Source organism: Salinispirillum marinum, assembly GCF_042650105.1.
Classification (GTDB): Bacteria; Pseudomonadota; Gammaproteobacteria; order Pseudomonadales; family Natronospirillaceae; genus Salinispirillum; species Salinispirillum marinum.
In genome coordinates this window covers 1,482,995-1,509,726 of sequence record NZ_JBHSAL010000001.1, presented here as the reverse complement: position 1 = coordinate 1,509,726, position 26,732 = coordinate 1,482,995, and the positions used below count along the sequence as shown (strand labels likewise).

The 26,732-nt window shown below is 55.1% G+C and carries 22 protein-coding genes; 13 read left to right on the top strand and 9 right to left on the bottom strand.

Annotation, left to right across the window (positions count from 1 at the left end):
- The first annotated feature begins 21 nt into the window (after positions 1 to 21).
- The 7 genes from xdhA to ACFOSD_RS06975 all read left to right on the top strand — a co-directional run bounded on the left by xdhA (position 22) and on the right by ACFOSD_RS06975 (position 9,312).
- Positions 22 to 1,458, top strand: coding sequence for a xanthine dehydrogenase small subunit (xdhA, locus tag ACFOSD_RS07005; RefSeq protein ID WP_380692352.1), 1,437 nt, complete (start codon positions 22 to 24; stop codon positions 1,456 to 1,458).
- Positions 1,451 to 3,844, top strand: a complete 2,394-nt coding sequence (gene xdhB / locus ACFOSD_RS07000; protein ID WP_380692353.1) for a xanthine dehydrogenase molybdopterin binding subunit — start codon at positions 1,451 to 1,453, stop codon at positions 3,842 to 3,844. Before xdhA ends, xdhB begins: the two co-directional genes overlap by 8 nt.
- A 3-nt stretch (positions 3,845 to 3,847) precedes the next feature.
- Complete coding sequence (gene guaD / locus ACFOSD_RS06995; protein WP_380692354.1) at positions 3,848 to 5,179, top strand: guanine deaminase; 1,332 nt, start codon at positions 3,848 to 3,850, stop codon at positions 5,177 to 5,179.
- A 2-nt stretch (positions 5,180 to 5,181) separates the two neighbouring features.
- A complete protein-coding gene (gene uraH, locus ACFOSD_RS06990) occupies positions 5,182 to 5,532 on the top strand; it encodes a hydroxyisourate hydrolase (protein ID WP_380692356.1) in 351 nt (116 codons plus the stop codon).
- Between the two features lie 10 nt (positions 5,533 to 5,542).
- Positions 5,543 to 6,745 (top strand): urate hydroxylase PuuD, encoded by a 1,203-nt coding sequence (locus ACFOSD_RS06985; RefSeq protein ID WP_380692357.1) that lies wholly within the window; start codon positions 5,543 to 5,545, stop codon positions 6,743 to 6,745.
- A 714-nt stretch (positions 6,746 to 7,459) separates the two neighbouring features.
- Positions 7,460 to 8,278: an Lcl C-terminal domain-containing protein gene (locus tag ACFOSD_RS06980; RefSeq protein ID WP_380692358.1), complete on the top strand. Its 819-nt coding sequence runs from the start codon at positions 7,460 to 7,462 to the stop codon at positions 8,276 to 8,278.
- Positions 8,279 to 8,289: 11 nt separating this feature from the next.
- Positions 8,290 to 9,312 carry an Lcl domain-containing protein gene (locus ACFOSD_RS06975; protein WP_380692359.1) on the top strand — a complete coding sequence of 341 codons (1,023 nt, stop codon included), beginning with the start codon at positions 8,290 to 8,292 and terminating at the stop codon, positions 9,310 to 9,312.
- A gap of 23 nt (positions 9,313 to 9,335) precedes the next feature.
- Here ACFOSD_RS06975 and ACFOSD_RS06970 read toward each other — a convergent pair whose 3' ends face one another.
- The 3 genes from ACFOSD_RS06970 to ACFOSD_RS06960 form a co-directional block, all read right to left on the bottom strand.
- Positions 9,336 to 11,006 (bottom strand): alpha/beta fold hydrolase, encoded by a 1,671-nt coding sequence (locus tag ACFOSD_RS06970; protein WP_380692360.1) that lies wholly within the window; start codon positions 11,004 to 11,006, stop codon positions 9,336 to 9,338.
- 21 nt (positions 11,007 to 11,027) lie between these two features.
- Positions 11,028 to 12,710, bottom strand: a complete 1,683-nt coding sequence (locus ACFOSD_RS06965; RefSeq protein WP_380692361.1) for an alpha/beta fold hydrolase — start codon at positions 12,708 to 12,710, stop codon at positions 11,028 to 11,030.
- A 126-nt stretch (positions 12,711 to 12,836) separates the two neighbouring features.
- A complete protein-coding gene (locus ACFOSD_RS06960; RefSeq protein WP_380692362.1) occupies positions 12,837 to 13,442 on the bottom strand; it encodes a DNA-3-methyladenine glycosylase I in 606 nt (201 codons plus the stop codon).
- 124 nt (positions 13,443 to 13,566) lie between these two features.
- Between ACFOSD_RS06960 and ACFOSD_RS06955 the strand changes: the two genes are divergently transcribed.
- The gene (locus ACFOSD_RS06955) at positions 13,567 to 14,721 is read left to right on the top strand and encodes a hypothetical protein (RefSeq protein WP_380692364.1); all 1,155 of its coding nucleotides are present in this window, start codon (positions 13,567 to 13,569) and stop codon (positions 14,719 to 14,721) included.
- A gap of 6 nt (positions 14,722 to 14,727) precedes the next feature.
- Here ACFOSD_RS06955 and ACFOSD_RS06950 read toward each other — a convergent pair whose 3' ends face one another.
- Entirely contained in the window at positions 14,728 to 15,915 is a 1,188-nt protein-coding gene (locus tag ACFOSD_RS06950; protein WP_380692366.1) for an amino acid aminotransferase, read from the bottom strand.
- 272 nt (positions 15,916 to 16,187) lie between these two features.
- On the opposite strand from ACFOSD_RS06950, the gene ACFOSD_RS06945 reads away from it, so the two are divergent.
- Entirely contained in the window at positions 16,188 to 16,733 is a 546-nt protein-coding gene (locus tag ACFOSD_RS06945; RefSeq protein ID WP_380692368.1) for a YaeQ family protein, read from the top strand.
- 4 nt (positions 16,734 to 16,737) lie between these two features.
- On the opposite strand, the gene ACFOSD_RS06940 is transcribed toward ACFOSD_RS06945, so the two are convergent.
- Genes ACFOSD_RS06940 through ACFOSD_RS06930 form a run of 3 tightly spaced genes read right to left on the bottom strand, consistent with a single transcriptional unit; the run spans position 16,738 to position 21,361 of the window.
- Entirely contained in the window at positions 16,738 to 18,882 is a 2,145-nt protein-coding gene (locus tag ACFOSD_RS06940) for a hypothetical protein (protein ID WP_380692369.1), read from the bottom strand.
- Positions 18,883 to 18,885: 3 nt separating this feature from the next.
- Positions 18,886 to 20,472, bottom strand: coding sequence for a cation:proton antiporter domain-containing protein (locus ACFOSD_RS06935; protein ID WP_380692370.1), 1,587 nt, complete (start codon positions 20,470 to 20,472; stop codon positions 18,886 to 18,888).
- A 31-nt stretch (positions 20,473 to 20,503) separates the two neighbouring features.
- Complete coding sequence (locus ACFOSD_RS06930; protein WP_380692371.1) at positions 20,504 to 21,361, bottom strand: endonuclease/exonuclease/phosphatase family protein; 858 nt, start codon at positions 21,359 to 21,361, stop codon at positions 20,504 to 20,506.
- A 64-nt stretch (positions 21,362 to 21,425) separates the two neighbouring features.
- Between ACFOSD_RS06930 and ACFOSD_RS06925 the strand changes: the two genes are divergently transcribed.
- Positions 21,426 to 21,815 carry a diacylglycerol kinase gene (locus tag ACFOSD_RS06925; protein ID WP_380692372.1) on the top strand — a complete coding sequence of 130 codons (390 nt, stop codon included), beginning with the start codon at positions 21,426 to 21,428 and terminating at the stop codon, positions 21,813 to 21,815.
- On the opposite strand, the gene manA is transcribed toward ACFOSD_RS06925, so the two are convergent.
- Positions 21,812 to 22,999 (bottom strand): mannose-6-phosphate isomerase, class I, encoded by a 1,188-nt coding sequence (gene manA / locus ACFOSD_RS06920; protein ID WP_380692373.1) that lies wholly within the window; start codon positions 22,997 to 22,999, stop codon positions 21,812 to 21,814. The genes ACFOSD_RS06925 and manA overlap by 4 nt on opposite strands.
- Positions 23,000 to 23,050: 51 nt before the next feature.
- The gene (locus ACFOSD_RS06915; RefSeq protein WP_380692374.1) at positions 23,051 to 24,472 is read right to left on the bottom strand and encodes an aminotransferase-like domain-containing protein; all 1,422 of its coding nucleotides are present in this window, start codon (positions 24,470 to 24,472) and stop codon (positions 23,051 to 23,053) included.
- A 185-nt stretch (positions 24,473 to 24,657) separates the two neighbouring features.
- Between ACFOSD_RS06915 and ACFOSD_RS06910 the strand changes: the two genes are divergently transcribed.
- The 3 genes from ACFOSD_RS06910 (at position 24,658) to prpB (ending at position 26,641) form a co-directional block, all read left to right on the top strand.
- Complete coding sequence (locus ACFOSD_RS06910) at positions 24,658 to 24,894, top strand: DUF1127 domain-containing protein (protein WP_380692375.1); 237 nt, start codon at positions 24,658 to 24,660, stop codon at positions 24,892 to 24,894.
- 153 nt (positions 24,895 to 25,047) lie between these two features.
- Complete coding sequence (locus ACFOSD_RS06905) at positions 25,048 to 25,725, top strand: GntR family transcriptional regulator (protein WP_380692376.1); 678 nt, start codon at positions 25,048 to 25,050, stop codon at positions 25,723 to 25,725.
- 25 nt (positions 25,726 to 25,750) lie between these two features.
- Positions 25,751 to 26,641, top strand: a complete 891-nt coding sequence (gene prpB, locus ACFOSD_RS06900) for a methylisocitrate lyase (protein ID WP_380692377.1) — start codon at positions 25,751 to 25,753, stop codon at positions 26,639 to 26,641.
- The last annotated feature ends 91 nt before the right edge of the window (positions 26,642 to 26,732 follow it).

Sequence of the window (26,732 nt, the reverse complement as noted above, 5' to 3'; positions counted from 1 at the left end):
CAGCGCAGCGGGAGATTCACCGTGCTTCAGTTCATACTCAACCAGAACATTCACACCGAAGAGACGCTTGACCCCAATACCACGGTGTTGAATTACCTGCGTCAACACTGTGGTAAAACTGGCACCAAAGAAGGCTGCGCGTCGGGCGACTGCGGGGCCTGCACCGTGGTGGTTGGCGAACTGGTCGGTGATGACATCCGCTACCGTACGCTGAATTCCTGTCTCACCTTTGTACCCGCGCTACACGGCAAACAATTGATCACCGTAGAAGACTTAAAGCATGACGGTGCCTTGCACCCGGTCCAGCAAGCCATGGCCGACTGCCACGGTTCGCAATGCGGCTTTTGCACCCCCGGATTCGTGATGTCATTGTTCGCGCTGGATAAAAACCATCCTGAACATGATCACGCGGCTACGCTAGAAGCGTTGTCGGGCAATCTGTGCCGCTGCACCGGTTATCGCCCTATATTGGCCGCTGCGCAGCAAGCCTTAAACACCCCGCATACAGACCATTTTGATGCGGCGCATGCACATACACTGCGCATGTTGCGGGACATTCACCCAACCGGGCCAACCGAACTGTCCGCCAACGGACACCGCTGTTTTATACCCCAGACCACGGCACAATTGGCCGAGTTGTACCAGCAGCACCCGGAAGCTCGCTTATTGGCGGGCGGTACGGACTTAGCCTTAGAAGTAACCCAATTTCATCGAGCCTTACCCACGCTGATTCATGTCGGCCAAATCAGCGAAATGAAAACCCTTACGGTGCTTGAGGATCGTTTGGAAGTGGGCGCGGCCGTGGCCTTGACCGACCTGTACGCCACACTCAGCCAACATTTTCCTGACTTTGGTGAGTTACTGCATCGCTTTGCTTCGCTGCAAATTCGCAACCAAGGTACCTTAGGCGGCAACATTGGCAACGCCTCGCCCATTGGCGACAGCCCGCCACTATTAATTGCTTTGGACGCAAAACTGCAACTTCGTTGTGGTACACAGCAACGTACCATTGCCCTGGAAGACTTCTTCCTTGATTACCGGAAAACCGTGTTAACCGCCGGAGAGTTCATTGAGAAAATCATTATTCCGACGTCCGAGAACGTCGAGTTTCGTGCCTACAAGGTGTCCAAGCGCATCGACGACGACATTTCTGCCGTCTGTGCGGCGTTCGCTGTACGCCTTGAGGCAGGCATCGTCGCGCAGATCCGTATCGCCTTCGGCGGTATGGCGGCGACTCCCAAACGGGCGTTGAACGCCGAACAAGCATTGCTCGGACAGCCTTGGCATGTCACAACCATAGAACAAGGGTGCCTTGCTCTGGCGCAGGATTTCACGCCGCTCAGCGACTTTCGCGCCAGTAAAGAATATCGTCTTTTGGTGGCGCAAAACCTGATGCGCAAATGGCATCTGGAGCTGAACGCACCGCTGACCACCACGCGGGTGACCGATTATGTCTAACCATCATCACCCCGTTGCCAGCCAAGCCGAACAAGAAGCCCAATTTCGCGCCGACTTAAAAACCGGTGTCGGCAAAGGCCTAAAACACGAAAGTGCCGATAAACATGTGACCGGTGAGGCGATCTATATTGATGATCGCCCCGAATTCCCCAACCAACTCCATGTGGTGGCGCGCCTCAGCGACCGAGCCCATGCGCGTATCACACACATCGATATTACGCCCTGTTACAACTTCCCCGGCGTCGCCATTGCCATCACCGCACAGGACGTGCCGGGCGAACTTGACATCGGCCCACTGGTTGCGGGTGACCCCTTGCTGGCCGATGGTGTGGTGCAGTATGTCGGCCAGCCGGTCATTGCCGTCGCCGCCAACTCCATGGACATTGCCCGCCAAGCCGCACAAGCCGCGATCATCGAATATGAAGATCTCGATCCTGTACTGGACGTGGTTGAAGCACTGGAAAAACAACACTTCGTGCTCGATCCACACCAGCATAAACGCGGTGATGCCGTGGGTGCGTTGGCTCAAGCGCCAAATCGTCTGCAGGGCGAACTGCACATTGGCGGGCAAGAACACTTCTATTTAGAAACACAGATTTCCTCTGTCATGCCGACGGAAGATGGCGGTATGATCGTCTATACCTCAAGCCAGCACCCGACGGAAATTCAGAAACTGGTTGCCAGTGTATTGGGTGTGCCCATGCACCGCGTTACCACCGACATGCGCCGTATGGGCGGCGGGTTTGGTGGTAAAGAAACGCAAGCCGCTGGCCCGGCGTGCCTGTGCGCGGTCATCGCCCACCTCACCAAACGCCCGACTAAAATGCGGCTGGCGCGGGTGGACGACATGCTGATGACCGGCAAGCGGCACCCCTTTTATGCGCGTTATGATGTGGGTTTTGATGACCAAGGCGTGCTGCAAGGCGTGAAGATAGACCTAGCCGGAAACTGCGGTTATTCCGCCGACCTGTCCGGTTCGATTGTCGACCGCGCCATGTTCCACGCCGACAACGCCTATTATCTGGGTGACGCCCTGATCACCGGCTACCGTTGCAAAACCAATCTGGCCTCCAATACGGCGTATCGGGGTTTCGGCGGGCCGCAAGGCATGATGGCGATTGAAGAAATCATGGACTGCATTGCGCGCTATTTAGGCAAAGACCCGCTCGACGTGCGCAAGGCCAATTATTATGGCCAAACCGAGCGCAACGTTACGCACTACCACCAAACGGTGGAGCACAATATTTTAGAACACATCACTTCCGAGCTGGAGCGCACTGCTGACTACGCGCAACGCCGGAAGGACATCGTCGAGTTCAACCGCCAAAGCCCTGTGCTAAAAAAAGGGCTGGCGCTGACTCCGGTAAAATTCGGCATTTCGTTTACCGCCTCGTTCCTCAACCAAGCCGGTGCATTGCTGCACGTTTACACCGACGGCAGCATTCACCTAAACCATGGTGGTACCGAAATGGGCCAAGGCTTGAACACCAAGGTCGCGCAGATTGTAGCTGAAGTGTTGCAGGTAGAGCTGGATCAAATTCAAATTTCCGCCACGCGCACAGACAAAGTACCGAACACGTCGCCCACCGCAGCGTCCTCCGGCGCCGACCTCAACGGCAAGGCGGCACAGAACGCGGCACAGACGATAAAAGACCGCTTGATCAACTTCGCCTCCGAACACTTCAAGGTGCAGCCCGACGAGGTGATCTTTCACAACGGCCATATAAAAGTAGGCGCTCACTACCTCTCATTCCCTGAACTCGCCAGCTTGGCGTATTACCACCAGATTTCTCTGTCGGCGACCGGCTACTACCGCACCCCCAAAATCTATTACGACCGCGAAAAAGCCGCCGGGCATCCGTTTTATTACTTCGCCTATGGTGCCGCCTGCTGCGAAACCATTGTGGATACCTTAACGGGTGAATACAAAATGCTGCGCACGGACATTCTGCACGACGTTGGCGCGTCACTGAACCCGGCCATCGATATCGGGCAGATCGAAGGCGGTTTTGTGCAAGGCATGGGTTGGCTGACCACCGAAGAGTTGGTGTGGAACGAACAGGGTAAACTGATGACCAACAGCCCCGCCAGCTACAAAATACCGGCGGTCAGCGACATGCCCTTAGACTTCCGCGTGCATCTGGTCGAAAGTCGCCAAAACCCCGAAGACACCGTATTCCACTCGAAAGCCGTGGGTGAACCGCCCTTTATGCTCGGCATTGCTGCGTGGTGTGCAATTAAAGATGCGGTCGCCAGTGTGGGCGATTATCGCATCCAGCCACGCATCGACGCCCCGGCTACCCCGGAACGGGTGCTACGAGGCATTCAACAACTTCGTGCCGACATCGTATCGAGCACGCACGTTTCTACCGAGCAGGGACAATAACGCATGACCGCACAAATCAAGGCATGGCGCGGTGCCATCGTACACAGTATTGCCGACCCCGCTGAAGTTGGCTTGGAAGCCTCTTATGAATACTTTCCCGATGGCCTGTTGGTGGTATCGGGCAGCCACATTCAAGCCGTAGGCCATGCGGCAGACCTGTTGCCCACCTTGCCCGCCGGAACAGACATTACCCACTGCCCAGATGCGCTGATCATGCCGGGATTTATCGACACCCACATCCATTACCCGCAAACGGGCATGATCGCCTCTTATGGCGAACAACTGCTCGACTGGCTGAACCAATACACCTTTCCGGCCGAACGCGAATTTGCCGACCCGGCCCATGCGGCCGAAGTATCCGAGCGGTTTTTAAACGAACTGTTGCGCAACGGCACCACCACAGCGTTGGTATTCGGTACCGTGCACCCCAGCTCGGTGGAAGCGTTTTTCAGCGCCGCTGAGGCCCGCAATTTGCGCATGATTTGCGGCAAGGTGCTGATGGACCGCAACGCCCCCGATTATCTCCTGGACAACGCCGACAGCGGGTACACCGAAAGCAGAGCCTTGATCGAGCGCTGGCACGGCAAAGGCCGTTTGCATTACGCCGTTACCCCCCGGTTTGCGCCCACCAGCACCCCCGAACAATTGGCGCGGGCGGGGCAACTTTTGCAGGAGTACGATGGCCTGTATATGCACACTCATCTGTCGGAAAACCCGAAAGAAATCGATTGGGTGAAGGCGTTGTTTCCCGAAAGCAAAAACTACCTCGACGCCTACGACCAGTTCAACCTACTGACCGAACGCTCGGTGTTTGCGCATGGTGTACATCTGTGCGACGACGAATGCAAACGGCTGGCGGAAACCGGCTCGGCCATTGCCTTTTGCCCCACCTCGAACCTGTTTTTGGGCAGCGGCCTGTTCAATTTACCGCAAGCTGAACGGCATGGCGTCAACGTCGGGCTCGGCACGGATGTCGGTGCAGGCACCAGCTTTTCCATCCTGCACAGCCTGAACGAAGCCTATAAAGTCATGCAGTTGCAAGGGGCCAAGTTGCACCCGTTCAAATCGCTGTATTTAGCGACCTTGGGCGGTGCACGAGCGCTCCGTTTGGAGCACCACATCGGGTCATTCGCACCGGGTCACGACGCCGACTTTGTGGTGTTAGATTTTAACGCCACGCCGCTGTTGTCGTACCGCATGCAGCACACTAAAACGCTCGAAGAACAATTGTTTGTGTTGATGACCTTGGGCGATGACCGTACCGTGAAAAGCACCATTGCCGCCGGTCAGGTGGTACACCAACGCGATGCCGCAACCGCAACGGAGAACGTTTAGTCATGGCAAATGCTAACAGCCCCATCACCACCCACGTATTGGACACCGTCACCGGCCGCCCTGCCGCCGGACTCAGGGTGCAGTTGTTCCGCCAGGACGGTGATCAATGGACAGCCATTGCCCAAGGCGAAACCAACAGCGATGGCCGTATTACCGACTGGCTGGTCGGGCAGCCCCGTGAAGCAGGTATCTACCGGTGTGATTTTGCGACCGGCGCATGGATGTCGACCCACCAACGCACCTGCTTTTACCCCAGTGTGAGCATCACCTTCGCCCTGACAGCGCCCGATGAGCACTACCACATTCCCCTTTTACTGAGTGACTTCGGTTACTCCACCTATCGCGGCAGTTGAGGACCCGAACATGACCATGGCTTACTTGATGGATTGGCTGCAACTGTTCTTCCGCTGGTTTCATGTCATCGCCGGGATCGCATGGATTGGCGCGTCCTTCTATTTTATCTGGCTCGACAATAACCTTCGCGAACCACCGCAATGGAAGAAAGACAAAGGCATAAAAGGCGACCTGTGGGCGATCCATGGCGGCGGTTATTATGAAGTCGCCAAGTATCAACTTGGACCCGAAGAACAGCCAGAAACCCTGCATTGGTTCAAATGGGAAGCCTACACCACCTGGCTGACCGGCATGGTGTTGATGGTACTGATCTACTACGTGGGCGCGCAGGCTTACTTGGTCGACGCCAGCAAATTTGCCTTCACCACACCGCAGGCGGTTATGCTCTCTGTCGCCTCCTTGTTGGTCGGCTTGGCGATTTACGAAGCCTTGTTACGCAGCCGGCTGCGCCGCAACGGCATGGCTTTTGGCATCGTGCTGTTTCTGATTTTGACCTTCTACGCTTGGCTGATGACTTCGGTTTTTTCCGGCCGCGGGGCTTACATTCAAGTGGGCGCACTGATCGGCACGATTATGGCCGGGAACGTCTTCCTCGGTATCATGCCTGCGCAACGCAAACTCGTTGCCGCCGTACAAGCGGGTGAAACACCCGACCCAGCACCTGCCTTAATGGCCAAATTGCGCTCAACGCACAACAACTACCTAACCTTGCCCATCATCTTCATCATGTTGAGCAACCATTACCCGATGACCTACGGGCATGAACTCAACTGGCTGGTGCTGGCCGCCATCGGTGCGATCAGCGCCTACGCACGGCACTTCTTTAACCTCAAACACCAAGGCAAGGTACAGCCTGCTATTTTGGTCATCGCGCTTGTTGCCTTGGCTGGTCTGGCATTCCTAATGGCACCGCCAAGCGCGCAAACCGCCGTTTCCGAAGAACGCAGCAACGCCATGGCCAACGTCAGCACCGCGCAGATCGACGACATACTGCAAGCGCGCTGCGCCACCTGCCATGCTACCAACCCCAGCTCCACCATGTTCAGTGCCGCGCCCGCTGGGTTAAATTTTGAACACAGTGACCAGCTTTTGGTTGCCGCCGACCGCGCTGTCACCTCCATGCGTAGCGGCTATATGCCACTGGGCAATATGACCGGCATGACGGACGAGGAGAGGGCATTGCTGATTGACTGGGTGGCGGCACAGCGGTGATTTTTTCACTCCCCGCGCAGGCGGGGATCCACCCGCACAGAATAACCTTAAACCATTGCCAACAGCAGCTCATGGATTTACGTTTCCGTGTTATGGATATCTGTTCCCGAGCAACCAACTGACCGACTGGTCATAAAAATGTGAACCCCGTCACATTACGCACCATATTTACAGAGTTTCCAGCTAAAAACAGACCGACTTGTACCATATGGTAGATGCCGGATTCTGCCAATCCCTTTAGCCTCAGCCTTCATTGAATGCACCGGGTCAGAAACCTGACTTACCTTTGTGCCAACTTTCAATAAAGGAAGCTGATAGCCCATGAATAAACACCTATTAACTGCATTGCTCTGTACCAGCACCCTTATGCTGGCAGCGTGCAACAGTACAAGTGAGTCTAGCGGGACAAATAGCACGTCTGACGGCACAACTCAGAGTAGCTCAAACGGAAGTAATAGTTCGGGCTCGTCCGATGGTTCGTCCAATAATGGAAATACCGGTGGTTCTAGCTCTGGTTCTAGCTCTGGTTCTACCAACACAAACACCTCGACGTTAACTGCTCGTCATCAAGCCGTTAGTGGTGGGGTCATTGTTAACTTTGCAACAGCATCTGGAGCGACAAGCTACATAGTTTATACCAACACATCTGAAATAAGTGCGAGCAGCCCTTCAGCGGGAGGAAGCGCTACATTCACCTGCTCGCAGTCGCCATGTTTGGTTACCGGCCTGGAAAACGGCAAATTACTCAACCTAAGAGTGGAGGCTGTTTCCGGGTCCTCTCAATTAGCGATCAGTTCCCAGTTAGCGGTGGTAGCAGGAGCGATCAATGACACAGGTGAAGCCAACTGCATCAGCATTACTACCGGTAGTTTCCCCAATGGAATTTCGAGCTGCGACGACCTACCCAGCGGCGCCAATCTTTGGCCAAAAGCAGTATTTTCAAATGCTGTGAATCTTCCATCTGGCCGAGCCCCACAGCAAGACGGCAATACGGGCCGTGATGCCGATGACCAACTAATCAAAGTGGGCAGTGGTAAAGCCGGTTTCGATTACACCAAGCTGGGGCCCACTGGACAAGCCTTGCCAGCGACAAGCACTGACCAAGAATGCTTCCGCGACAACGTCACGGGTCTTGTATGGCGGTCCGATGCAGGAAACTCAGCCCTCGACTATGACACGACCATTGGAGCGGCTGAACGAGCTTCAGCATGTGGCTTGACCAGTGGCTGGCGGCTACCCACTAAGGCCGAGGCCGAGAGCCTGTTGCAGTACAGCCGCACGGGGGTCAGCGTAGACACCACTTGGTTTAGCTTCGCGCCCCAAGATGCGTGGTATTGGACAAGCTCACCTTATCCAGCAGCTTTATCAGGCCCAAATGCCGGTACTGGCGTTCAGAACGATAGCCTTGGCTCCAACTTCCACAACTGGGTCATCAATTACACCACCGGGGTGCGTTCAACCTTCGACACTAATGGTACAGGAGCGTCGAGCAGCGCGCGCACGCTGTATGTTAACGACCTGAGCAGCCAATAAGGAGCATATTCATGAAAGCACAACTTTTAGCCTTCGGTATTGGAGCGCTCTTTACCGTTCAAGCCTTAGCGCAAACCTGTCAACCAAGTACGCCCACCAGCGACTTCTTACGCTACACCGATGGGGTGGTCATACACAAACCAACTGGTTTGATGTGGCAGGCTTGCAGTGTTGGCCAAACATGGGATGTCAGTGGAGCCTGTACAAACCCAACCGATCTAGGTGATACCCGCGTGACTTTTGAGGATGCGCTTGCCTATATGGAGTTTGATGGCGAGATCGACTTACAAGCCTATTTTGGAAGTAGTTGGACAAATGCCCTACCCGAGAAAATTTCAAATCCACTGGGCGCTGCCTCCCGTTTGGCCGGTTACAATAACTGGCGCATCCCCAACGCGCGCGAAATGCTCACTCTATTCGAGACCTGTGCCACGCCGAGCAGCAATGGCAACAGCTATGTGAACAACGTGGTTTTTCCCAACCAGTTTGTTGATGCTAGCAACTATCAGCACGACATTAATCGAAGCAACGACTCGGCGGCGAGCACTCGCCCTTATGGTATTTATTCCCGAGATGCTGCTACCGTCAACACTCAAGCTAGCCTCTATAACAACAATGCTACAAAGAACTTTTTCTTTAACACCTTCCTAACCTCCACACTCGGAGGGGATCGCCCAGGAGCCACGAGCACAAGTATTGTCGAGTTGATTCACGTAGCACATTTTCACCCAATCAGTGCAGAAGGTAATTTGCCTGGAACTGGAACTGCCCTATACGCGCCAGGCCAACGCTTGGGTACGACCAGCTTAGTGACTTATGACTATGGTTATACGGGAGGAGAGAAGAGCTTTCGGATTACACCCTGGGGCCGCGCCAATCCATTGGATTTGTATGAAGTGGCGTGCACGGATGCCAATATCGTTAATTGCGCACCCAGTGCCAGTGCCAGCCAAGTGGTTGACCTCGGTTTCCGTCTGCGCCCGGTACGTACTGCCCAACCGGCCGATTTCAACCGATCAGGCTTGATTCAGTAGATTCAATAAGAGGCCATGGATGGCTATGCTGACGATCGGGCAATTTCTCGATAAATCCGCTCGGGCTCACTCAATGCCAATGTGAGCCCGCTTTTTTCTATGCAATGAATCTCCACGTTAGGGTTCAGCGCTTGGAATACACTCAAGTATTCAACCGGCGTAGTCGGGTTGTCGTTACCATGCAATAACGTCAGCGGTACGTCGCACTCTTTCACTAAGTGCCCCCAATCCCGGATCATGACCTGCAGATCCACCTCAAACCCGGCACCGGATTGTCGTGTATAAAAGGGATATACCGCCACCACACCTTGATGAAATGCAGGCCTCTGTGTCACGGAAAAGTCATTGGGTACATCACCAAATACCGCTTCATACCAGCGTTCAGACCCCAGTTGACGCAGCCGTATAACCAGTAATCGCAACAACAATTTCGCCATCCATGGGGCATGCCGTGCGGCAAGTATAAATATGCCTTGCTGGGCAGGCATGTCACTGAGTTGTTCAATGCTGTGAAAAGGCGGGGCACAGGATACACCCACGATACGCTGAACAGGCTGGGGTTGCTGAGCCGCCCATGCCAAGGCAATGATCAATCCCACTTCATGGGCCACCACGCGTTTGGGCGTTACATCGAGCGTATCTAATACCGCTTGAATATCGTCCACCTGGCATTGCAACGCATCATCATGCCGATGCGGTCGATCCGTACGGCCGTACCCGGGACGCTCAATGGCGACCACATCCAGCCCGAAATGCGTGGCCCAATAACGGTCATGCTCAAACTCACCCGCACCAAACGATGGCCCGTGCACGAACAATACCGGTACGCCACCGGCTTTACCAAAGCGACGCCAGCCTATGCGTCGGCCATCCCGTTGCTGTTCACCGGTCAACCAGGGCGTGCGCTGGTTCGGCAACGCACCCATCACATCGGACTCCAGTGTTCGGTTGACGGCATTGGAGGCCGCTGCAGCTAAGGTGGCGGCTTGGGTTTGGGTTGCCGCGCCCATTTTTTTTACCAAAGACTTGGTTTGCTGCCGCACGGTGCTGAGTTTGCGTTCATTCTGCAGCGCGATTTCTTCCAGGGTCAGCCCGGAGGCTAAACCGGCCAGCACCGCCGACTCGCGCGGGGACAAACCAAATAAGTCCGTAACCGCACGTTCAATTGAGGCGGGCCAATGCTGTTGCAAGGCCACGAGGAGATACACCCCCGGCTGGGTTCCGCGCTGCCCTAGCATGAGTAGTGGTTTGCTGTACTGTGATCGGTGCTGCGGACTTAGATTGAGGAGTGTACTCTTTGCGTGCTCGGTCAGTCTTGCTTTGAAGTCCTCAAAAGACGACTCCGTCACACCCAGCTGAGCAAGAGTCGCACCAGCACTCAAGTCGATTTGTTGCCGCAAACCTTGGTTGGTCGACAATACACGGCCATATTCATCCAGCACCAAGGCAGGTGCGATATAGCCGTCGACCATGCTGTTCAGTGCATCTCGCGTGTCAGCCACATCTTCCAGCTCATGCAAGGCATTGGATAGCGCCAATGCCGTTTCGGCGGGCAGTTCTTCGCCACTTGTTAACATGGGCTGCAACAAGGCCACTAAAGCCTGAAACTCTTCGGCCTTGGTGCCGATACGGAGCACCAGTTCTCGAATTTGGTGCGGGCTTAATGGATTATCGTTTGTTGTTAAATCGGTCATGTCGCCTTACTTTAGGGCCGCTTACGTTGCTACCAACTGCGGATAGATCACGTCGGGTCGCTCGACCGCCAGCGTTTGCCCACTGCCCGAAACACCAATGAGCCTAATGTTCGGATTTAATTGGGTGAAAATCTGGGCATATTCGTAGCGGGTGGTTTGGTTGTCTTCACCATGCAGCAAGGTTACGGGCACTTTATTTTGCTGGATCAATTCTGCCCAGGCACCGAACGTCAGTTGTAAGTCGACTTCGAAACCGGCGCCCATTTGGTTTATGTTGTAGCTGTACGAACCGATAATGCCGGGTTGCAATTCAGGGCGATTCAGCACGGCCATATCGCCTGGTACTTCACCGAACACGGCATCCATCCAGCGATCTGGCCCTAACTTACGCAGCCGAACCATGCCCAAACGGATAAGTAACCGCACTAGCCATCGGGCGTGTTGGGCAGCCCAAATAAAAATGCTTTGTTGTGCCGGCATGGCGTTAACTTGCGCCAGCGCTTGAAACGGTGGGGCGGCGGATACACCTACGATTTTGACCAAGCGATCCGGTGCTTGTTGCGCCAACTGCAAGGCTGGAATTAGGGCGACTTCATGGGTAAGAAAAGTAGCCCGTTGGATACCTTGATCCTCCATTAACGCCAGAATGTCGCCGACCATGGCCTCTACTACCGGTACTTTACGATCGGAAATATCGGTCCGGCCATAGCCCGGACGTTCGAGCGCAAAGACATCCAAACCCAGTTGTGCAGCCCACTGACGGTCGGCCACGAACTCCCCTGCACCAAAGAACGGGCCATGCAGAAACACCACCGGTTGGCCACCTGCTTGACCAAACCTGCGCCAACCGATGCGGCGACCGTTACGCGTAAATTCAGCCAGTGTCATATCAGAACTGGCTTGACGTAGCATGAGCGTATCACTGCCTTGCGGCATATCGACCAGAGCATTGGCCGCTGCCGATGCCAAAGTAGCCGCTTGCACCTGGGTTGTAGCACCCAACTTGTGCAACACCGTTTTGATTTGTTGGCGCACGGTGCCTAGGGTGCGGGAACGACTGTGCGCGATCTGTTCCGCGGTTTGCCCTTGTGCCAAACAGGACAACACATCACGCTCGGAACGCGTGAGTTGAAAGAGTGCTTCCAGCGCCTTGTCGATAGACTCCGGCCAATGATGCTGCAAGGTGGTGAGGACAAAGGCACGGTATTGATGGTTATAGCGCCCAATCATCACCATGGGCAAGCCATCGGCGTCCGGGCGAACCACCTTGAGCATAGTTGGCCCGGACACCTCAGCCAAACGTTGTTGAAATGCGTGCAGCGCCTCCTCGTCCACACCCAATTGCGCCACGCTATCACCCAGCGCCAGACCAAACAACTGCCGGGCCGCCACATTCAGCGCCAGGACAGTACCCACTGCGTTCATGGCAATGGCCGGCGCAGATTGCTGATTCACCAGGCGGTATAGGGCGTCTTCTTCCAGCGCTTCCGCTTCAATGTCGTGCAGGGCCACCGACAATTCCAAGGCAGTTTCCGTAGGTAAGGCGCTGCCTTGGTGAATGAGTGGCGACAAGGCAACAATGAGATCGGGAAAGTCGGCCTTACGTTCAGCCACCATGTTGACCAGCTCGCTGAGTGACGGCACTAGGTCGATAGAAGCCGAACCGCTACCCTCATCGGGTACTTGTGGTGTTACATAAGACATGCAAAAAAGGCTCAACAACAGGGTTATGGCGGAACAGCACGTACCCTTGGGCTAATAACGTTGGTAACACAATCCATTCAGTATAGGCGGATCTGAATGCGTCTGAAACTTGAAGGTTCGTTCGATTCAACGCGGCACCGTGAATTGCCGCCGTGCTGTGGCCACCTGTTCCCGAGCCGCACAGCCTTCGGCATGATCGTTCACCAAGCCCATGGCCTGCATAAAGGCATACGCGGTGGTGGGGCCGACGAATTTCCAACCGCGCTTTTTCAATTCTTTCGACAGCGCAATAGAAATTGCCGTGGTGGCTACGGGTGGGCTGGCCGGTTGGTTGGCACTGGGTTCTTCATAGCGCCAGAAGAACGCTGCCAGCGAGCCTTCTTTCGCGACCATTTCTTGAGCTCGTGCGGCGTTGTTGATCACCGCTTCAATTTTGCCTCTGTGCCGCACAATACCGGCGTCTTGCAGCAGGCGTTCAACATCGGCTTGGGTGAACCGGGCGATGACGTTGAAATCGAAACCCGCAAAGGCAGTGCGGAAGTTTTCGCGCTTGGTGAGAATCGTGCGCCAGCTTAACCCGGACTGAAAACCTTCTAAACAGATTTTCTCAAACAGCCGTAGGTCATCCACGACCGGGAACCCCCACTCCCGGTCGTGATAGGCCATGTACTCGGGTGTAGCGCTGCACCATGAACAACGCGCTTGGCCATCAGGGCCGGTAAACAAAGACATAATGTGTCCTTTTGCCGAATTTAAGGGAAATACATGGTGCTCACTATAGCCCATCATGGTTACGCTGGCAGCCTACCGCTAGGGAAGCTACTCTAGTAAGACCTCTTTGGCATTGGATACTGTTATGAACATCCTTTGGCGTTACAAAACGGCTTGGCCACTGCTGCTGTTGGACGCCACATTTTTGTATGCCTTCACGCTCACCGGGCAATTCCCATGGATAAGTTATGCCCTGTTGTTTGGAACGGGCGTTGGTCTGCTGAGTTTCAAGCAATGGCTGAAGGTACACACAGCCAAGGATACGGCTTTGGGCTTGCTGTGTTTCTTGCTGCCCTTCACCACATGGACAAGCCAGTGGCTACACGGGCGTAAAACCGTTGCAGAACCTGACCAACCTCCCACTGTACGGCAAAAACCCAAAATCGCCCGCCCCATCCCACTGTCACGGCGTTGGGTGGCAGGCGCTGTATTGGCGGCTTTCTTTGGCGTTTTGGTCACGGGCATGGCGGAAAAACACGTCATTAACCCGGCTTTGGCACCCTTAGAAAGCACAGCCACAGAAACCCTGCAACGTTCACTGTTGTTGGCCGCAAGTTCCTATGCCTCGGCACGGTTAATTGACCGTGCCATTGCGTTTTTTGCGGAAGCGCAAGTGGGTGTTGGGGTAGCGTCGTTCAAACCCGGCCAAGTGTTTAAACCGGTACAAGACATGGCCGTACGCTACTCTGATGTGATGGTGTTGGCGATGACCTCCATCGGTATTCAATTGCTGGTGATGGAAATGGGCCAAACCATGGCCATAGTGGTCTTCGGCCCGGCGTTATGCGTGTGCTTACTGTTATTGTTTGTTTTACCACCGAGCTATCATGCCCCGCCCAAAACCTTTGCCCGATTATTTGTGGCGTTGATGGTGGTGATGCGCTTGGGCATTCCTTTGGGTGCTGCGGCAGTGGGGTTGATTACGGAACAGGTACTGGACGGCCCGCGCCAACAAGCACAGCAGGAAATCAACATTACGACCGACCAGTTACAAACTGGCGAAACCTTAGTAGAAAGCCAGCAAGGCATGCTGGGGTGGATGCGTGACATCGCCGGGCAAGCCACCGAGTTGTTAGATGGCCTGAGGGCATTTTCCGACGGTTTGATTGAGCGGCTGATTCAGCTGTTGGTGATTTACACCATGGAAACGCTGATTCTGCCGCTGGTGATGTTGTACATCATTTGGCGGCTAACCCATGCCTATGTGTTACCCGCCGTACGAACGGAATGGCCGTACTAGAGACGTTTACTGAACCACGGCCAATAACGCCTTCGCGACTTGCTCAGCCTGTGCTTCGCGCATACCCGCGACGTTGATACGGCCACTGTCGACCAGGTAGATCGCGTGGTCATGACGCATCGCCTGTGCCTGTTCCGGCGTAATGCCCAGCACCGAAAACATCCCCTTATGGCGGGTGATGAAATCCCAATCGTTGGTGCCGCTTTGCTCCCGCAAGGCATCCGCCAGCAGGCCACGCAACGCCTGCACCCGTTTGCGCACCGTGGTGACTTCGGTCATCCAGTTCGCGCGCAAGGCTTCATCGCGCAGAATCATGTCCACCAAGGCAGCGCCGTGGTCGGGTGGCATGGTGTAGGTGCCACGTGCCGATTCCATAATGCGGCTTTTCACGGCTTGTGCTTGTTCCAAGGTTTTACCCACCACCATGGCAGCTCCGGTACGCTCGCGGTATAAACCAAAGTTTTTCGAGCAGGAAGTCGCAATAACCATCGACTCCACCCGTTCAACCAAATAACGCAACCCCGCCGCATCTTCTTCCATGCCATCGCCAAAGCCTTGATAGGCCATGTCCACAAACGGCAAAAAGCCCTGTGAAACCGCCAGCGTGGTCACGTTCTTCCAGGTTTCGAGGTCGATATCCGCACCCGTAGGGTTATGGCAAGAGCCGTGCAACAACACCACATCGTTTTTACCCGCCTGACGCAGTGCGTCAAGCATCGCAGCGGTATTCACAAGCTTGGTGGCAGGGTCAAAATAGGGGTAGAAACGCACCTTCAAACCGGCGGTTTTCATGATGGGGGCATGATTCGCGTAACTAGGATCACTCAGCCATACCGTGGCATCCGGTGAAGAAAGCTTGATCACATCGGCCAACATGCGCAGAGCACCGCTGGCACCGGGGGTTTGGATGGCCGCCGTACGAGCGGCTGCCTTGCTGTTGCCCAACAACAGGCCAATCATCGACTCGTTGAACGATTCGTTCCCACCCATACCCACGTACGACTTACTGCTTTGCTGTTCCAGTAACCGCGCTTCCGCCATCTTGATGGCGACCATGACCGGCGTTTCTCCATGGCTGTCGCGGTAGACCCCAATGCCTAAATCGACTTTGTGCGGTCGGGTATCGGCGCGGCAGGCCGCCGACAACGACAGAATAGGGTCCAAGCCTACGGGGGTGAGGTTATCTAAAATCATGGGCAATTCCTGCACTCTGAATGGTCGCGCTGGTGATCCCAGCAGCGATGATGATTCGAATAATTGACGCATAGTATCGCAGAGCCAGCGAGGCGGGGAAATAGCGCTGTGCGGGTACAGCTTGGTGCTGTTCACCGGAGCTTACGGGGAGGTTTACACCATCGTCACACAACTTTATACACAATCATCGTTAACCCATACCGACCAATGGCGCTTTACCTCCATCGCCCGACAGCGGATACTCCCCTTTTTCCCAAGCAAGGCCCAGCTTCATGGCAAAAACCGCCACCGTGTTCAAAGCCAACATCAACATTGCCGATATGGACAGGGGTTATTACGCCGACCATGCCTTGACGCTGGCGCAGCACCCTTCAGAAACCAACGAGCGCATGATGGTGCGGTTATTGGCGTTTATTTTGAACGCCAGTGAACAGCTTACTTTTGCCCGTGGGTTAAGTGCTGAAGGCGAGCCGGAATTGTTTGAGCAGGCGTTGACCGGTGAGATTGATCTGTGGGTTGCCTTTGGCCAGCCTGATGAAAAATGGCTGCGGAAGGCGAGTGGCCGCGCCAAGCAGGTTAAGTTGTACGCCTACAGCGGGCGTTCGGTGGCGGTATGGTGGCCGCAGCATGAAGCGGCATTGCAACGCTATGAAAACCTAGCCGTTTGGGAAATTCCCGAGCCGCAGGTAAAGGCAATGGCAGCCTTGGTGGACCGCACCATGACCTTGCAGGCCAGCATCAGCGAAGGGCAAATTTGGCTCTCGAACGCCACTCAGAACGTGCATATAGAACCGGTATTGTTGAAAGCGGCGCACTGAGGTCTTAGGCCGGCAAGTCCGGCTCATTGTGCTGCAACAACGTTAGCCATTGCTGGTTCTCTTCCGCCAGCGTATCCGTAAACGCCTGTACCAACTCACGCAATTCTTGTGTGCGCGCCCAGGCCAACGCTTGGTCGTTCAACGCAATGCCGGTTTCGGTAATGGTGCGGTGCATGGCCATGGCATCATCCAAGGTGTTCAAGCGCTGCCAGGTATTGGCGGCAATGGTCGCTACCCGACTGACTTCATTCTGGCTCAAAATGCCATGTATGGCCGCCCCCCAGGCCGGAAAGAACGCGGTAAAAAATAAAATACCCGGAATATGAAACACAAAATGCGTCAGCACAGCCACAAAGGTTAAACCAAACAACACCAACGACAACCGATGCAAATGGTGATGCTGGCCGTGTAGCGTATGATATTGCCGTTGATAGTACTGTCGGTTGTTATCCAAGGCGTGTTTGACACTGTGCACAATGGCGTCGTTATGATGTGTCATGCGGAAATAGGCTTTACCCGCCGCACTTTGCGGCAAGCCCTCGGCCACCAAGATGCGATGTAAAATCCACGCCTCGGGTTTGCTGATCCGTATGACCGACTCGGCCTCGTCCGCCGGTTGCCAAATAGGCTGACGCAGGCTTTCGGGCAGTACCAAAAGTGGAAAGCCAATACGCAGTAGACGCAGTTGTTCAGCGACATATCGATGGCTCATCCAGCGCTCATGCCACCCCTTAAAGCGTGCGATCAACACCCGCCCAACCACAAAGCGCAGCAAAAGAAATTCCAAGATCACCCAGATCAAATGCCAGCCGGGCTCTTCGGCGGGCCATAAAGACGTCGCACCGGCGACGGCACAAAACACGGCAAGGGCGGCGGCGTAGTACACTACCCAGGTATCATCGCGGTAACGCGTGGCATAAACGCGCGCTTGCGCATCGGCCCAATGATAAAAACCGGGCAATGACGTTTCTCGCACCGGATGGTCCGTGGCATCCGCCGCCATGTCCCGATGCCGGATCAAACGTTTTTGCCGCACACTGCCCAAGGCGTCGGCTAATGACAGGCGCAACAGACCGGAGAAGAAGCCATGCAACCGGCTCATCAAATTATCGCGCCAATGGAAGGCGCGGATATTGCTGTTGAGGTGGTCCACAATACGCAACTCTGCACTGCGCTTGGGCGGATTGAGCATCACCTGCAACCATAAAACGCCACCCAGCAGCCAGTTCAGTGGATTCAGCGGGCGCTGGGTTCTCCCCATGCTCAACACAAACAGTAAACAACTCGTGAGGTAGCCGAGCAAGGTGTCTTGTTGCGCGATACGGCGGCGCATGACCCGCTCGTGGTGCGCAGCATCCAAATGCGGTAAAAAGGGCACCAACAAGCCGTTAAACCAACCATCGAAAAGATCGTCGGCAGCCGTACTGCCCACATCCAACGGCACAAAGGCCGTCTGCAAATGCTCGGGCGTGGTATCCAGCACCTCGATTTCCATGAGAAAGGAATCGGTCAGTTTCTTCGGGTCGGTTACCCAGACTTCGGCTCGTGCGCCCTTGGGTTGAGGCTGCACCCAGACCACCGGCACACGACGCAAGATGGCGGCTTTGGTGGCCAATGCTGCACCGCTTTGCATGGGGAAAGGTTCATTGCCATCCCACACCACCACCAGCACATCGGAAAAGCTCAGCGCCAGTTCATCACGCTTGGAGTAGTCTTCCTGGCGCAAACGTTGCCGATCTATCCCGGTCGGTTTCATGCCCAGTGACACGGCACGCTCGGGCTCTGGTTCAGTGAAACTCGCATCGGCAGCGCGGCCGGGGGCCAGCATATGTAACTCAAACCCCACCTGCGCGGCCAAATTGGCCGCCAGTTCATCGGTTCCATCGGCCACACCGGTTAACAAGCGAAAGCGGGGCGACTCGTCATGATACAGCGCAGCCCCAAGTGCAAAGGCACGCCCGGCGCGCTGCCGAAGCTGCATGAGCACGCGTTCTAACGGGTGCGCCAGATGCCTGTCCTGCACACCGTAACCACGCTCGCTCAGCCGGGCTTGCCGGTGACCCACGACCATAACCGTGCACACAGGACTGAGCTGATGACGATAATCGTTCGTAGCGCCTTTGGGATGCGAGGGCGTAGACTGAGACATGGCTCAGTTGGCCACGGAATGAGATTTCAATTCGGCCATTGCACTGTCCGCAAACGCCACGCCCGCCTCGTCGTATAAATAAAACACCGCATCCGCGCCTCGCTTTTTGAGCGGCATGGCTTCATCCGCGTATTCGACAATGGCGGCTATTTTACCCTTAAACGATCGACCTCTGAGCTGATCTATCGCAAACAAATTACCCGCATGATGCGGCATGGCCAACATCACCAAATCAATCTGCTCGGATAACAGCAATTTATCCCAAAAATCGGAATCTACGGCATCGCCTTCCAAAACCCGAAGGCCTTCCTGGGCATATTTTTCTACCGTCGCCGCATTGCTGTCTACACCCAACACCTTCAAACCATACTCTTGCGTTAAACGGTCGTATGCCCCGCGTCCCATCCGGCCCATACCCAGCACCACGACTTGAGCGTCGCCAATTTCAATCGGCCGATCGTGTGCATTTAAACGATGTGCCGCCACTTCACGAAGGAAAGGACGTAACCGACAATACAGTGCCTCACTGTATTGGTTTAGCACTGCACCCAGCACAAAGCTGAACGCAACCGCGAGCGACAAGATCACCAGCCAATCCGCCGACAACCACCCCTCCGACAACGCCAAAGCCGCAACGATCAGGCCAAATTCCGAAAAGTTGCCGAGCGACAACGTTGCGAGCACCGACGTACGAATGCGCAAGCGGAAGCGAGAGAACATCATGAGAAACAGCCATGACTTCAGCGGTATGGCCACCACCAGCAACAAAGCCCAGCCAACATGCTCCCAGGTGGGCAGCGCCGTCAGGCCAATGGACAAAAAGAACCCCACCAAGAACAACTCTTTAATGTTGAACAACGCCTTTGCCAAGCCACCGGCAGCGGCGTGGGGCGCTAACAACACACCCATGACCAACGCCCCTAAATCACCCTTGATACCCACCGTTTCAAACAACTGATACCCCAACACCAGGGCAAACAGGAACCCAAAGAGCACCTGCATCTCACCATGCCCCAAGCGTTCCAGCAACCGACGAAATACCGGCGCCACCGGGATAAGCAACACCAGCGCCAGCGCCCAAGGGCTGGGCAGCGCGCCGGTAGATGCCGTTAGAAATAGCACGGCGAAGATGTCCTGCATGATCAATACACCAATCGCTACCCGGCCATACAGCGACTGCGTCTCACTGCGGTCCTCCAGTACCTTTACCGCGAACACCGTACTGGAAAACGACAACGCAAAACCCAGCACCAGTAGGTTGGTCCACCCACTGTTTTGAAACAGCATCACACCTAAGGCTTTTAGCGCGATAAACACCACCAAAAAGCCACCACTGGACAACACCATGTGCAAGGTGGCAACACCCCACACTTCCGGCCGAAGCAACAACTTAACATTCAATTTCAACCCGATGGTGAACAACAACAGCGTTACGCCTAAATCCGCAACGGAGTCCAATGCGGTGGTCAATTCATAACCTTGCCAGTTCAACACAAATCCGGCGGCCAAAAAGCCAGCGAGTGGCGGTAGCCGAACAATCATGGCCAGCATCCCACCGACAAACGCATACAATAAAAAAGCGGGTTCCATAGATTCTACCTAATCGATTAAAACGTATTGTTCACTGCAAACTAATGTATACCGGATGATGGTCTGAAGGCCAGACACCGTCATAACGGCGGTTCAGCCGCTCGGTATCACCCTGTTGCTGAAACCCCGTGAACAGAATGTGGTCAATGGCCGGAAACAGATGCAAGCCCCGATTAAAATGAAAGGTGCTGCCCGCGCTCGACGCCAAGGTAAACCCGAGGTCACGAATGGCAGCCACCTCAGCAAACCAGCCAGGGGCATTTAAATCCCCTAACACCACGATGGGCGCGTCACTCTGTAACCACGGCTGCATGCGCTGCATGATCAGTTCGGTGGTTTTTATGCGGTTGCTGCGGCTGCTGTAGTCGTTGTGCACATTCAGGACATAGAAGGCTTGCTCGGTCTGCCGATCTAAGAACTTCACCCAACTGCTGAAATACGCATGCCCACCGTTCCACTGTCGAGAATAGATAACGTCAGGGGTTGCCGAATAAAAGAAATATCCCTGCTCCAACGGCGTAAAACGCTCGGCTCGATAGATAATGGGCTGTGTTGCAGGGTAAGTGCGAGGATCACCCACAGCCGCCGCTTGGTATTCCGGCAGATGCTGTAGCACCCAATCCAATTGCTGGTTCTCCGGGTTGCCGCTGCCACCTATAAAGGTTTCCATCTCCTGAAACGCCACCAGATCAGCATTCATGTCGCTTAACGCCGCCACCACCGCATCCCGCCGGTCAGCCCACACCATTTTTGTTTGATTCGGCGAGATGTAATGCACGTTGAAGGTCGCAATACGAAACGGCTCGGCCACCGCAGCGTTCAGGATAGCGGTCATAAGCATCAAACCCACCATCAAAATTGTACCGACCCGTTTGAACACCATGTTCATCCAACCTTTTATTTGTCACACAAGTACGGTTTACTGCCTAAAAACCACCCAACGAGGATACCCCATGGTCAAGCCCGGCACTACCGGCCTGCAACGCATCATCAACGCCACCCGCTATTCCATGCACGGTTTTCGGGCGGCGTACCGCAACGAAGCCGCCTTTCGACAAGAGTTGCTGTTGGTAGGGGTAGCGGTACTCGCCGCCGCATTTTTGGCCGATACCCTGTTGCAATGGTTACTGCTGGTTGGCTCCGGTTTGTTGGTCTTAGTCGTCGAATTGTTGAATTCCGCCGTTGAAGCCATAGTGGACCACGCCAGCCCGGAATGGAATGAATTGGCCGGACGCGCCAAAGACATGGGCTCCGCCGCGGTGTTCACCAGCTTGGCGTTGATGGCGTTGACATGGGGTGTGGTGGTATGGGAAACGCAAGTGCTGGGGCTTTTCGCCGGTTAGAGTATCGCAACCACTGTAGTCACCACCGCCAACCGCGCATTGCCGCGTAAGCGCACCTCGCCTAAACAGGCGGGCAGCAAAAAAATATCGCCGTGCTGCACGCTTTGGTCGGCCACTTCTGCGTCGCCCGAAAGCACCAACAACAGTTCAGCGCTGCCACTGCACCCCAGCGTGACGGTGCCTTCGCTGAGGTCAATCAGCCGCAAGTCAAAATCCGTACAGGGAATATCGAAACGGGTTACGCCCTGCTCCGTGACACCCGCTTGCACCTGAACCGAGTCGGGCACCACGTTGGTAATGCGCAGCAATTCCGGTACATCCATGTGCTTTGAGGTCAAGCCGCCGCGCAGCACATTGTCGGAACTCGCCATCACCTCTAAGCCGGTGCCACGTAAATAGGCGTGCGGAATGCCAGCATCCAAATAAATGGCTTCTCCGGGTTGCAGCACAAGGTAGTTCAGCACCAAAGGAAAGAAGATGCCCATATCGGCGCCATACTGTTGATGCAGTTGGGCCATCCAAGCGAACTCAGGCGCATCGGGCAACACGGCCATGGCTTCCTGCACGATGGTTTCAACTTCGGCCTGAGGTCGCTGCAACAGCCACGCATACAATTCGGCCAAGGCGGGCAGGCCCTGCTCCCGCAAACGCTCTATCCACGCATGCAACGCTGGGCTGTTCAACTGAGTGAAACGGTCTGCCACCGCATCGGGTTGGCGAAACCCGGCCATGGCGTGAAATTCGGTCAGCGCCATGAGCAGTTCCGGCTTGTGGTTATCGTCTTTGTAATTGCGTGTTGGGTCTGTCCATGCGATACCACGCGCATTTTCCTCCGCAAAACCGGCTTCCGCCTGTGCTTTAGAGGGGTGTACTTGAACGGAAAGCGCGTGCTCGGCGCTCAACACTTTGAAGAGATAGGGCAGTTGGTCATGCATGGCGGCGTTTTGCTCGCCCAATATCGCTTTGGGGTCTTGTGCGATCAAGGCGTCCAAATGCGTTATGCCGTCTATCGCCGATGCCAGAGGCGAAGGTAAGCCCGTATGCGCACCCATCCACAATTCTGCAACCGGTTCGTTGGTGTTGACAGTTGGCAGATTCAACAGGTCAGTAATGGCCGTCGCCGTGCCCCATGCGTAATGCTGAAACACGGGCGTTAAACGAATGGGCCGGGTGAAACCTTGCATGTTAAATCCTAGTACAGGTTGTCGAGGTGTTTCAGTGTAGCGCAAACTCACTTAGGCATGCAGCGCCTCCTTCACCCATTGGCCCAAGCGCTGAATGGCTTCTTCGCGCTCGGGCGTCCAACGTTGGCTGTAGCCCAAGCGCAAGCAGTTTTTGTATTGCCCGGAAATGGAAAAAAGCTCACCCGGCGCAAAGAGAATGCCTTCTGCTTTAGCGCGATGGTAAAGCTCGGTGGTATTCACCTGCTCGGGGAATTGCAACCAAGCGACGATGCCGCCTTGAGGCTGCGACATACGTGTTTCCGCCGGGAAATACGCCGTCACCAAATCCGCCAGCCGTTGGTAACGCTGCCGGTATGTTTCTCTGGCCAGACGCAAATGTCGGTCGTACAGCCCTTGCGCCAATAATTCTGCCGCCACCATTTGCGGCAAGGCGGAATGGGTGTGCAAATTCACGAACTTACTGTAGGCCACCTCTTCAAAGTACCGGCCGGGCATGATCCAGCCGATGCGTAATTGCGGGTCCAACGTTTTTGATAGCGATGAACACAGCAGCACCCGGCCGTCGGCATCCAACGACTTCACTGCCCGCGTGCGCCGCTCGCCGAAGTACAAATCACCATAGATATCGTCTTCTATCATCGGAATATCATAGCGATCCAACAAGGCCATCAGTTCCTCGCGGCGTGCCATCGGCATATCGCACCCCAGCGGATTCGAAAACGTGGGGACCGACAAAATAACCTTGATCGGCCACTTCGCTAAGGCCAGTTGCAGGGCTTCAATACTCATCCCGCTTTCAGGGTGCGCGGGAATTTCAATGGCCTTCAAGCCGAAGGCTTCGATGATCTGCAACAGCCCGTAATAGCAGGGCGATTCTACGGCCACGATGTCACCGGGCTGGGTCAATACGCGTAAACACAGCGCCATGGCGTTTTGACAACCGGACGCCGTGATGACCGACTCTGGCGAAATAAACACCCCGGCATCGACCGCCCGCCGCGCGATTTGCTGGCGCAATTCCGGTAGCCCCTCCACGGAATCATAACCTACCCCAACGTAAGACTTGGTGCGGGATAGGCGGGTGTACGTGCGTTTGATCTGCTGAATGATGGGCAAGTCCAACGCGGGAACCGAGCGCGAGAAATTGCCATGGTCAGCGACTTTAGTGCGGCGCACGTCCATCATTAATTGGGAAACGGTGGCGGGCCGTGGCTTGGGTTTAGCGCATATAACAGAAGGTTTTTGCAATGCATCCGTTTGCTTTTGCTTCACGAAATAGCCTGACTTGGGTCGCGCTTCTATCCAGCCCTGCTGTTCTAAAAAGCTGTAGGCCGCCATCACGGTTGAGATGCTCACCGCTTCGCGTTGCGCCATTTTACGTACCGAGGGCAAACGCTCACCCGTTTGCACTGCGCCTTGGCGTATTTGTTCCGTTACGCGCTCCGCCAATTGAGCATAAAGATTGGTTTCCATCACGCCTCCGAACAAGGGTTAAAGCCGAGCAGTACAGTTGCGGTAAAACCGACCGGTACAGAGCTATTTCAGACCATCTGTACCGGTTGACTTTAACTTTTTCTATATCTGTATCGTATCAAATGAAGCGCCTACTATAGACCCTGTTGGCAACGTCGCCAACGTTTGTTTTTAGGAGAGAGACCATGAAAAGCGTTTTGGAAGCATCAGACCTCATTCATTCGGCAAGTGTTGCGGCCACTGAAAAAGGCCGAGCATTTCCAAGCAACGTTCATGCATGGTTAAGCCTGATGGCCAAATGGAAAACGAACCGGCGTATCCGCCGTCATCTCGCCACCCTACCCGACCACTTGTTGAAGGATATCGGCTTAACTCGCCAGCAAGCAGAGCAAGAAACGCAGAAATGGTTCTGGCAGGACTGATCGCTCAATAAACTGTTGGGCGCCCATGGGTCGTCAACCACCGACGACCCGATTCGACTTTCGTCCAATATTGTCGACAATTATTAAATTTTCCTCGACAAAAATGTAATTAAAAACCTATTATGTCGACAATCTTGAATTGAGTGTCGACACATGACCGTCTCCGCGTTAAAAACTCAGACCATCACCGAAGACCTCGCACAGCGCCTCAGCCAAGCCATTATTCGTGGCGAAATGCCGCAAGGCAGCAAGATTTCCGAGCCTGAGCTCGCCCGCAAATACGGTGTATCCCGCGGACCATTGCGTGAAGCCATTGTAAAATTGGAAGGCATGGGGCTGGTGACGCGCATTCCCAACGTGGGCGCGCGTGTGGTGGAATTGTCGACAGAATCCCTCGCCAACACCTTTGCCATTCGTGAAGCCTTAGAAGGCATGGCCGCCCGCCAAGCCTGTGAACATATTTCCGATGCCGAGCTGGACGAATTAGCAGCCTTGCTGGAACAACACGAGCAGGACTTACTTGCCAGTGGCGGCGAACACTACGCCGACCAAGAAGGCAATTACGACTTTCACAACCGCATCATCCGCGCCAGCCGCAACAAACAACTGATAGCCCTGCTGTGCGACGAACTCTACGCTGTGGTGCGCATGTATCGCCAACAAACGGCGGACCACCGCACCGACCCCATTCAAGCGCTGCGGGAACACCAGATGATTCTCGACGCGCTGCGCAACCGCGAAGCCGACTTAGCGGAGCTGTTGATGCGCCGCCACATCAGCCGTTCGCGGCGCTTGCTTGAACATTATCTTGCAAACACATCTAAACCCTAAACATCAGCTAACAGGAGGCCACCGCATGGCATCTTCAACCACAGCTCAGTCCCAAGGCGCAAAATTCCGCCAAGCCGTGGCCGACCACGCCCCCTTGCAAGTGGTCGGTACAATTAATGCCTACACCGCCATGATGGCAAAACAGACCGGCCACCAAGCCATTTACCTGTCTGGCGGCGGTGTCGCCAACGCCTCCTACGGCCTGCCGGATTTAGGTATCACCTCACTGAATGACGTACTGGAAGACGTACGCCGCATCACCGCCGCCTGCGACCTGCCCTTATTGGTCGACGCCGACACCGGCTTTGGTGGCGTATTCAACATCAAGCGCACCGTGACAGAAATGGAACGCGCCGGTGCAGCCGCCATTCACATTGAAGACCAAGTTGCACAAAAACGCTGCGGCCACCGCCCGAACAAAGCCATCGTATCGGCCGGAGAAATGACCGACCGCATCAAAAGCGCCGCCGATGCCCGTACCGATAGCAGCTTTGTGATTATGGCGCGTACTGACGCACTTGCCGTTGAAGGCATGGACTCCGCCATCGAACGCGCCGTCGCCTGCGTGGAAGCCGGGGCCGACATGATCTTCCCCGAAGCCATGATCACCCTCGAACAGTACCAACAGTTTGTCGACGCGGTGAAAGTGCCGGTATTGGCGAACATCACCGAATTCGGTGCGACGCCACTGTTCAGCAAAGAAGAACTCGCCACCGTCGGCGTCAGCTTAGTGCTGTACCCGCTATCGGCCTTCCGCGCCATGAACAAAGCGGCGTTGAACGTATACCAACACATTCTGCAAGATGGCCACCAGAGGGACGTAGTGGATACCATGCAAACCCGCATGGAACTGTACGATTTTCTGAACTACCACGATTACGAGCAAACGTTGGACCGGTTATTTGGCAAAGACTAACGATCACGACTTTTCGACACACTGCCGGTAGCGGTTTTATGGGGAGGGGTATGCCCTGTACCCGGCGTATGCGGCCCGGACGGCCGCATCC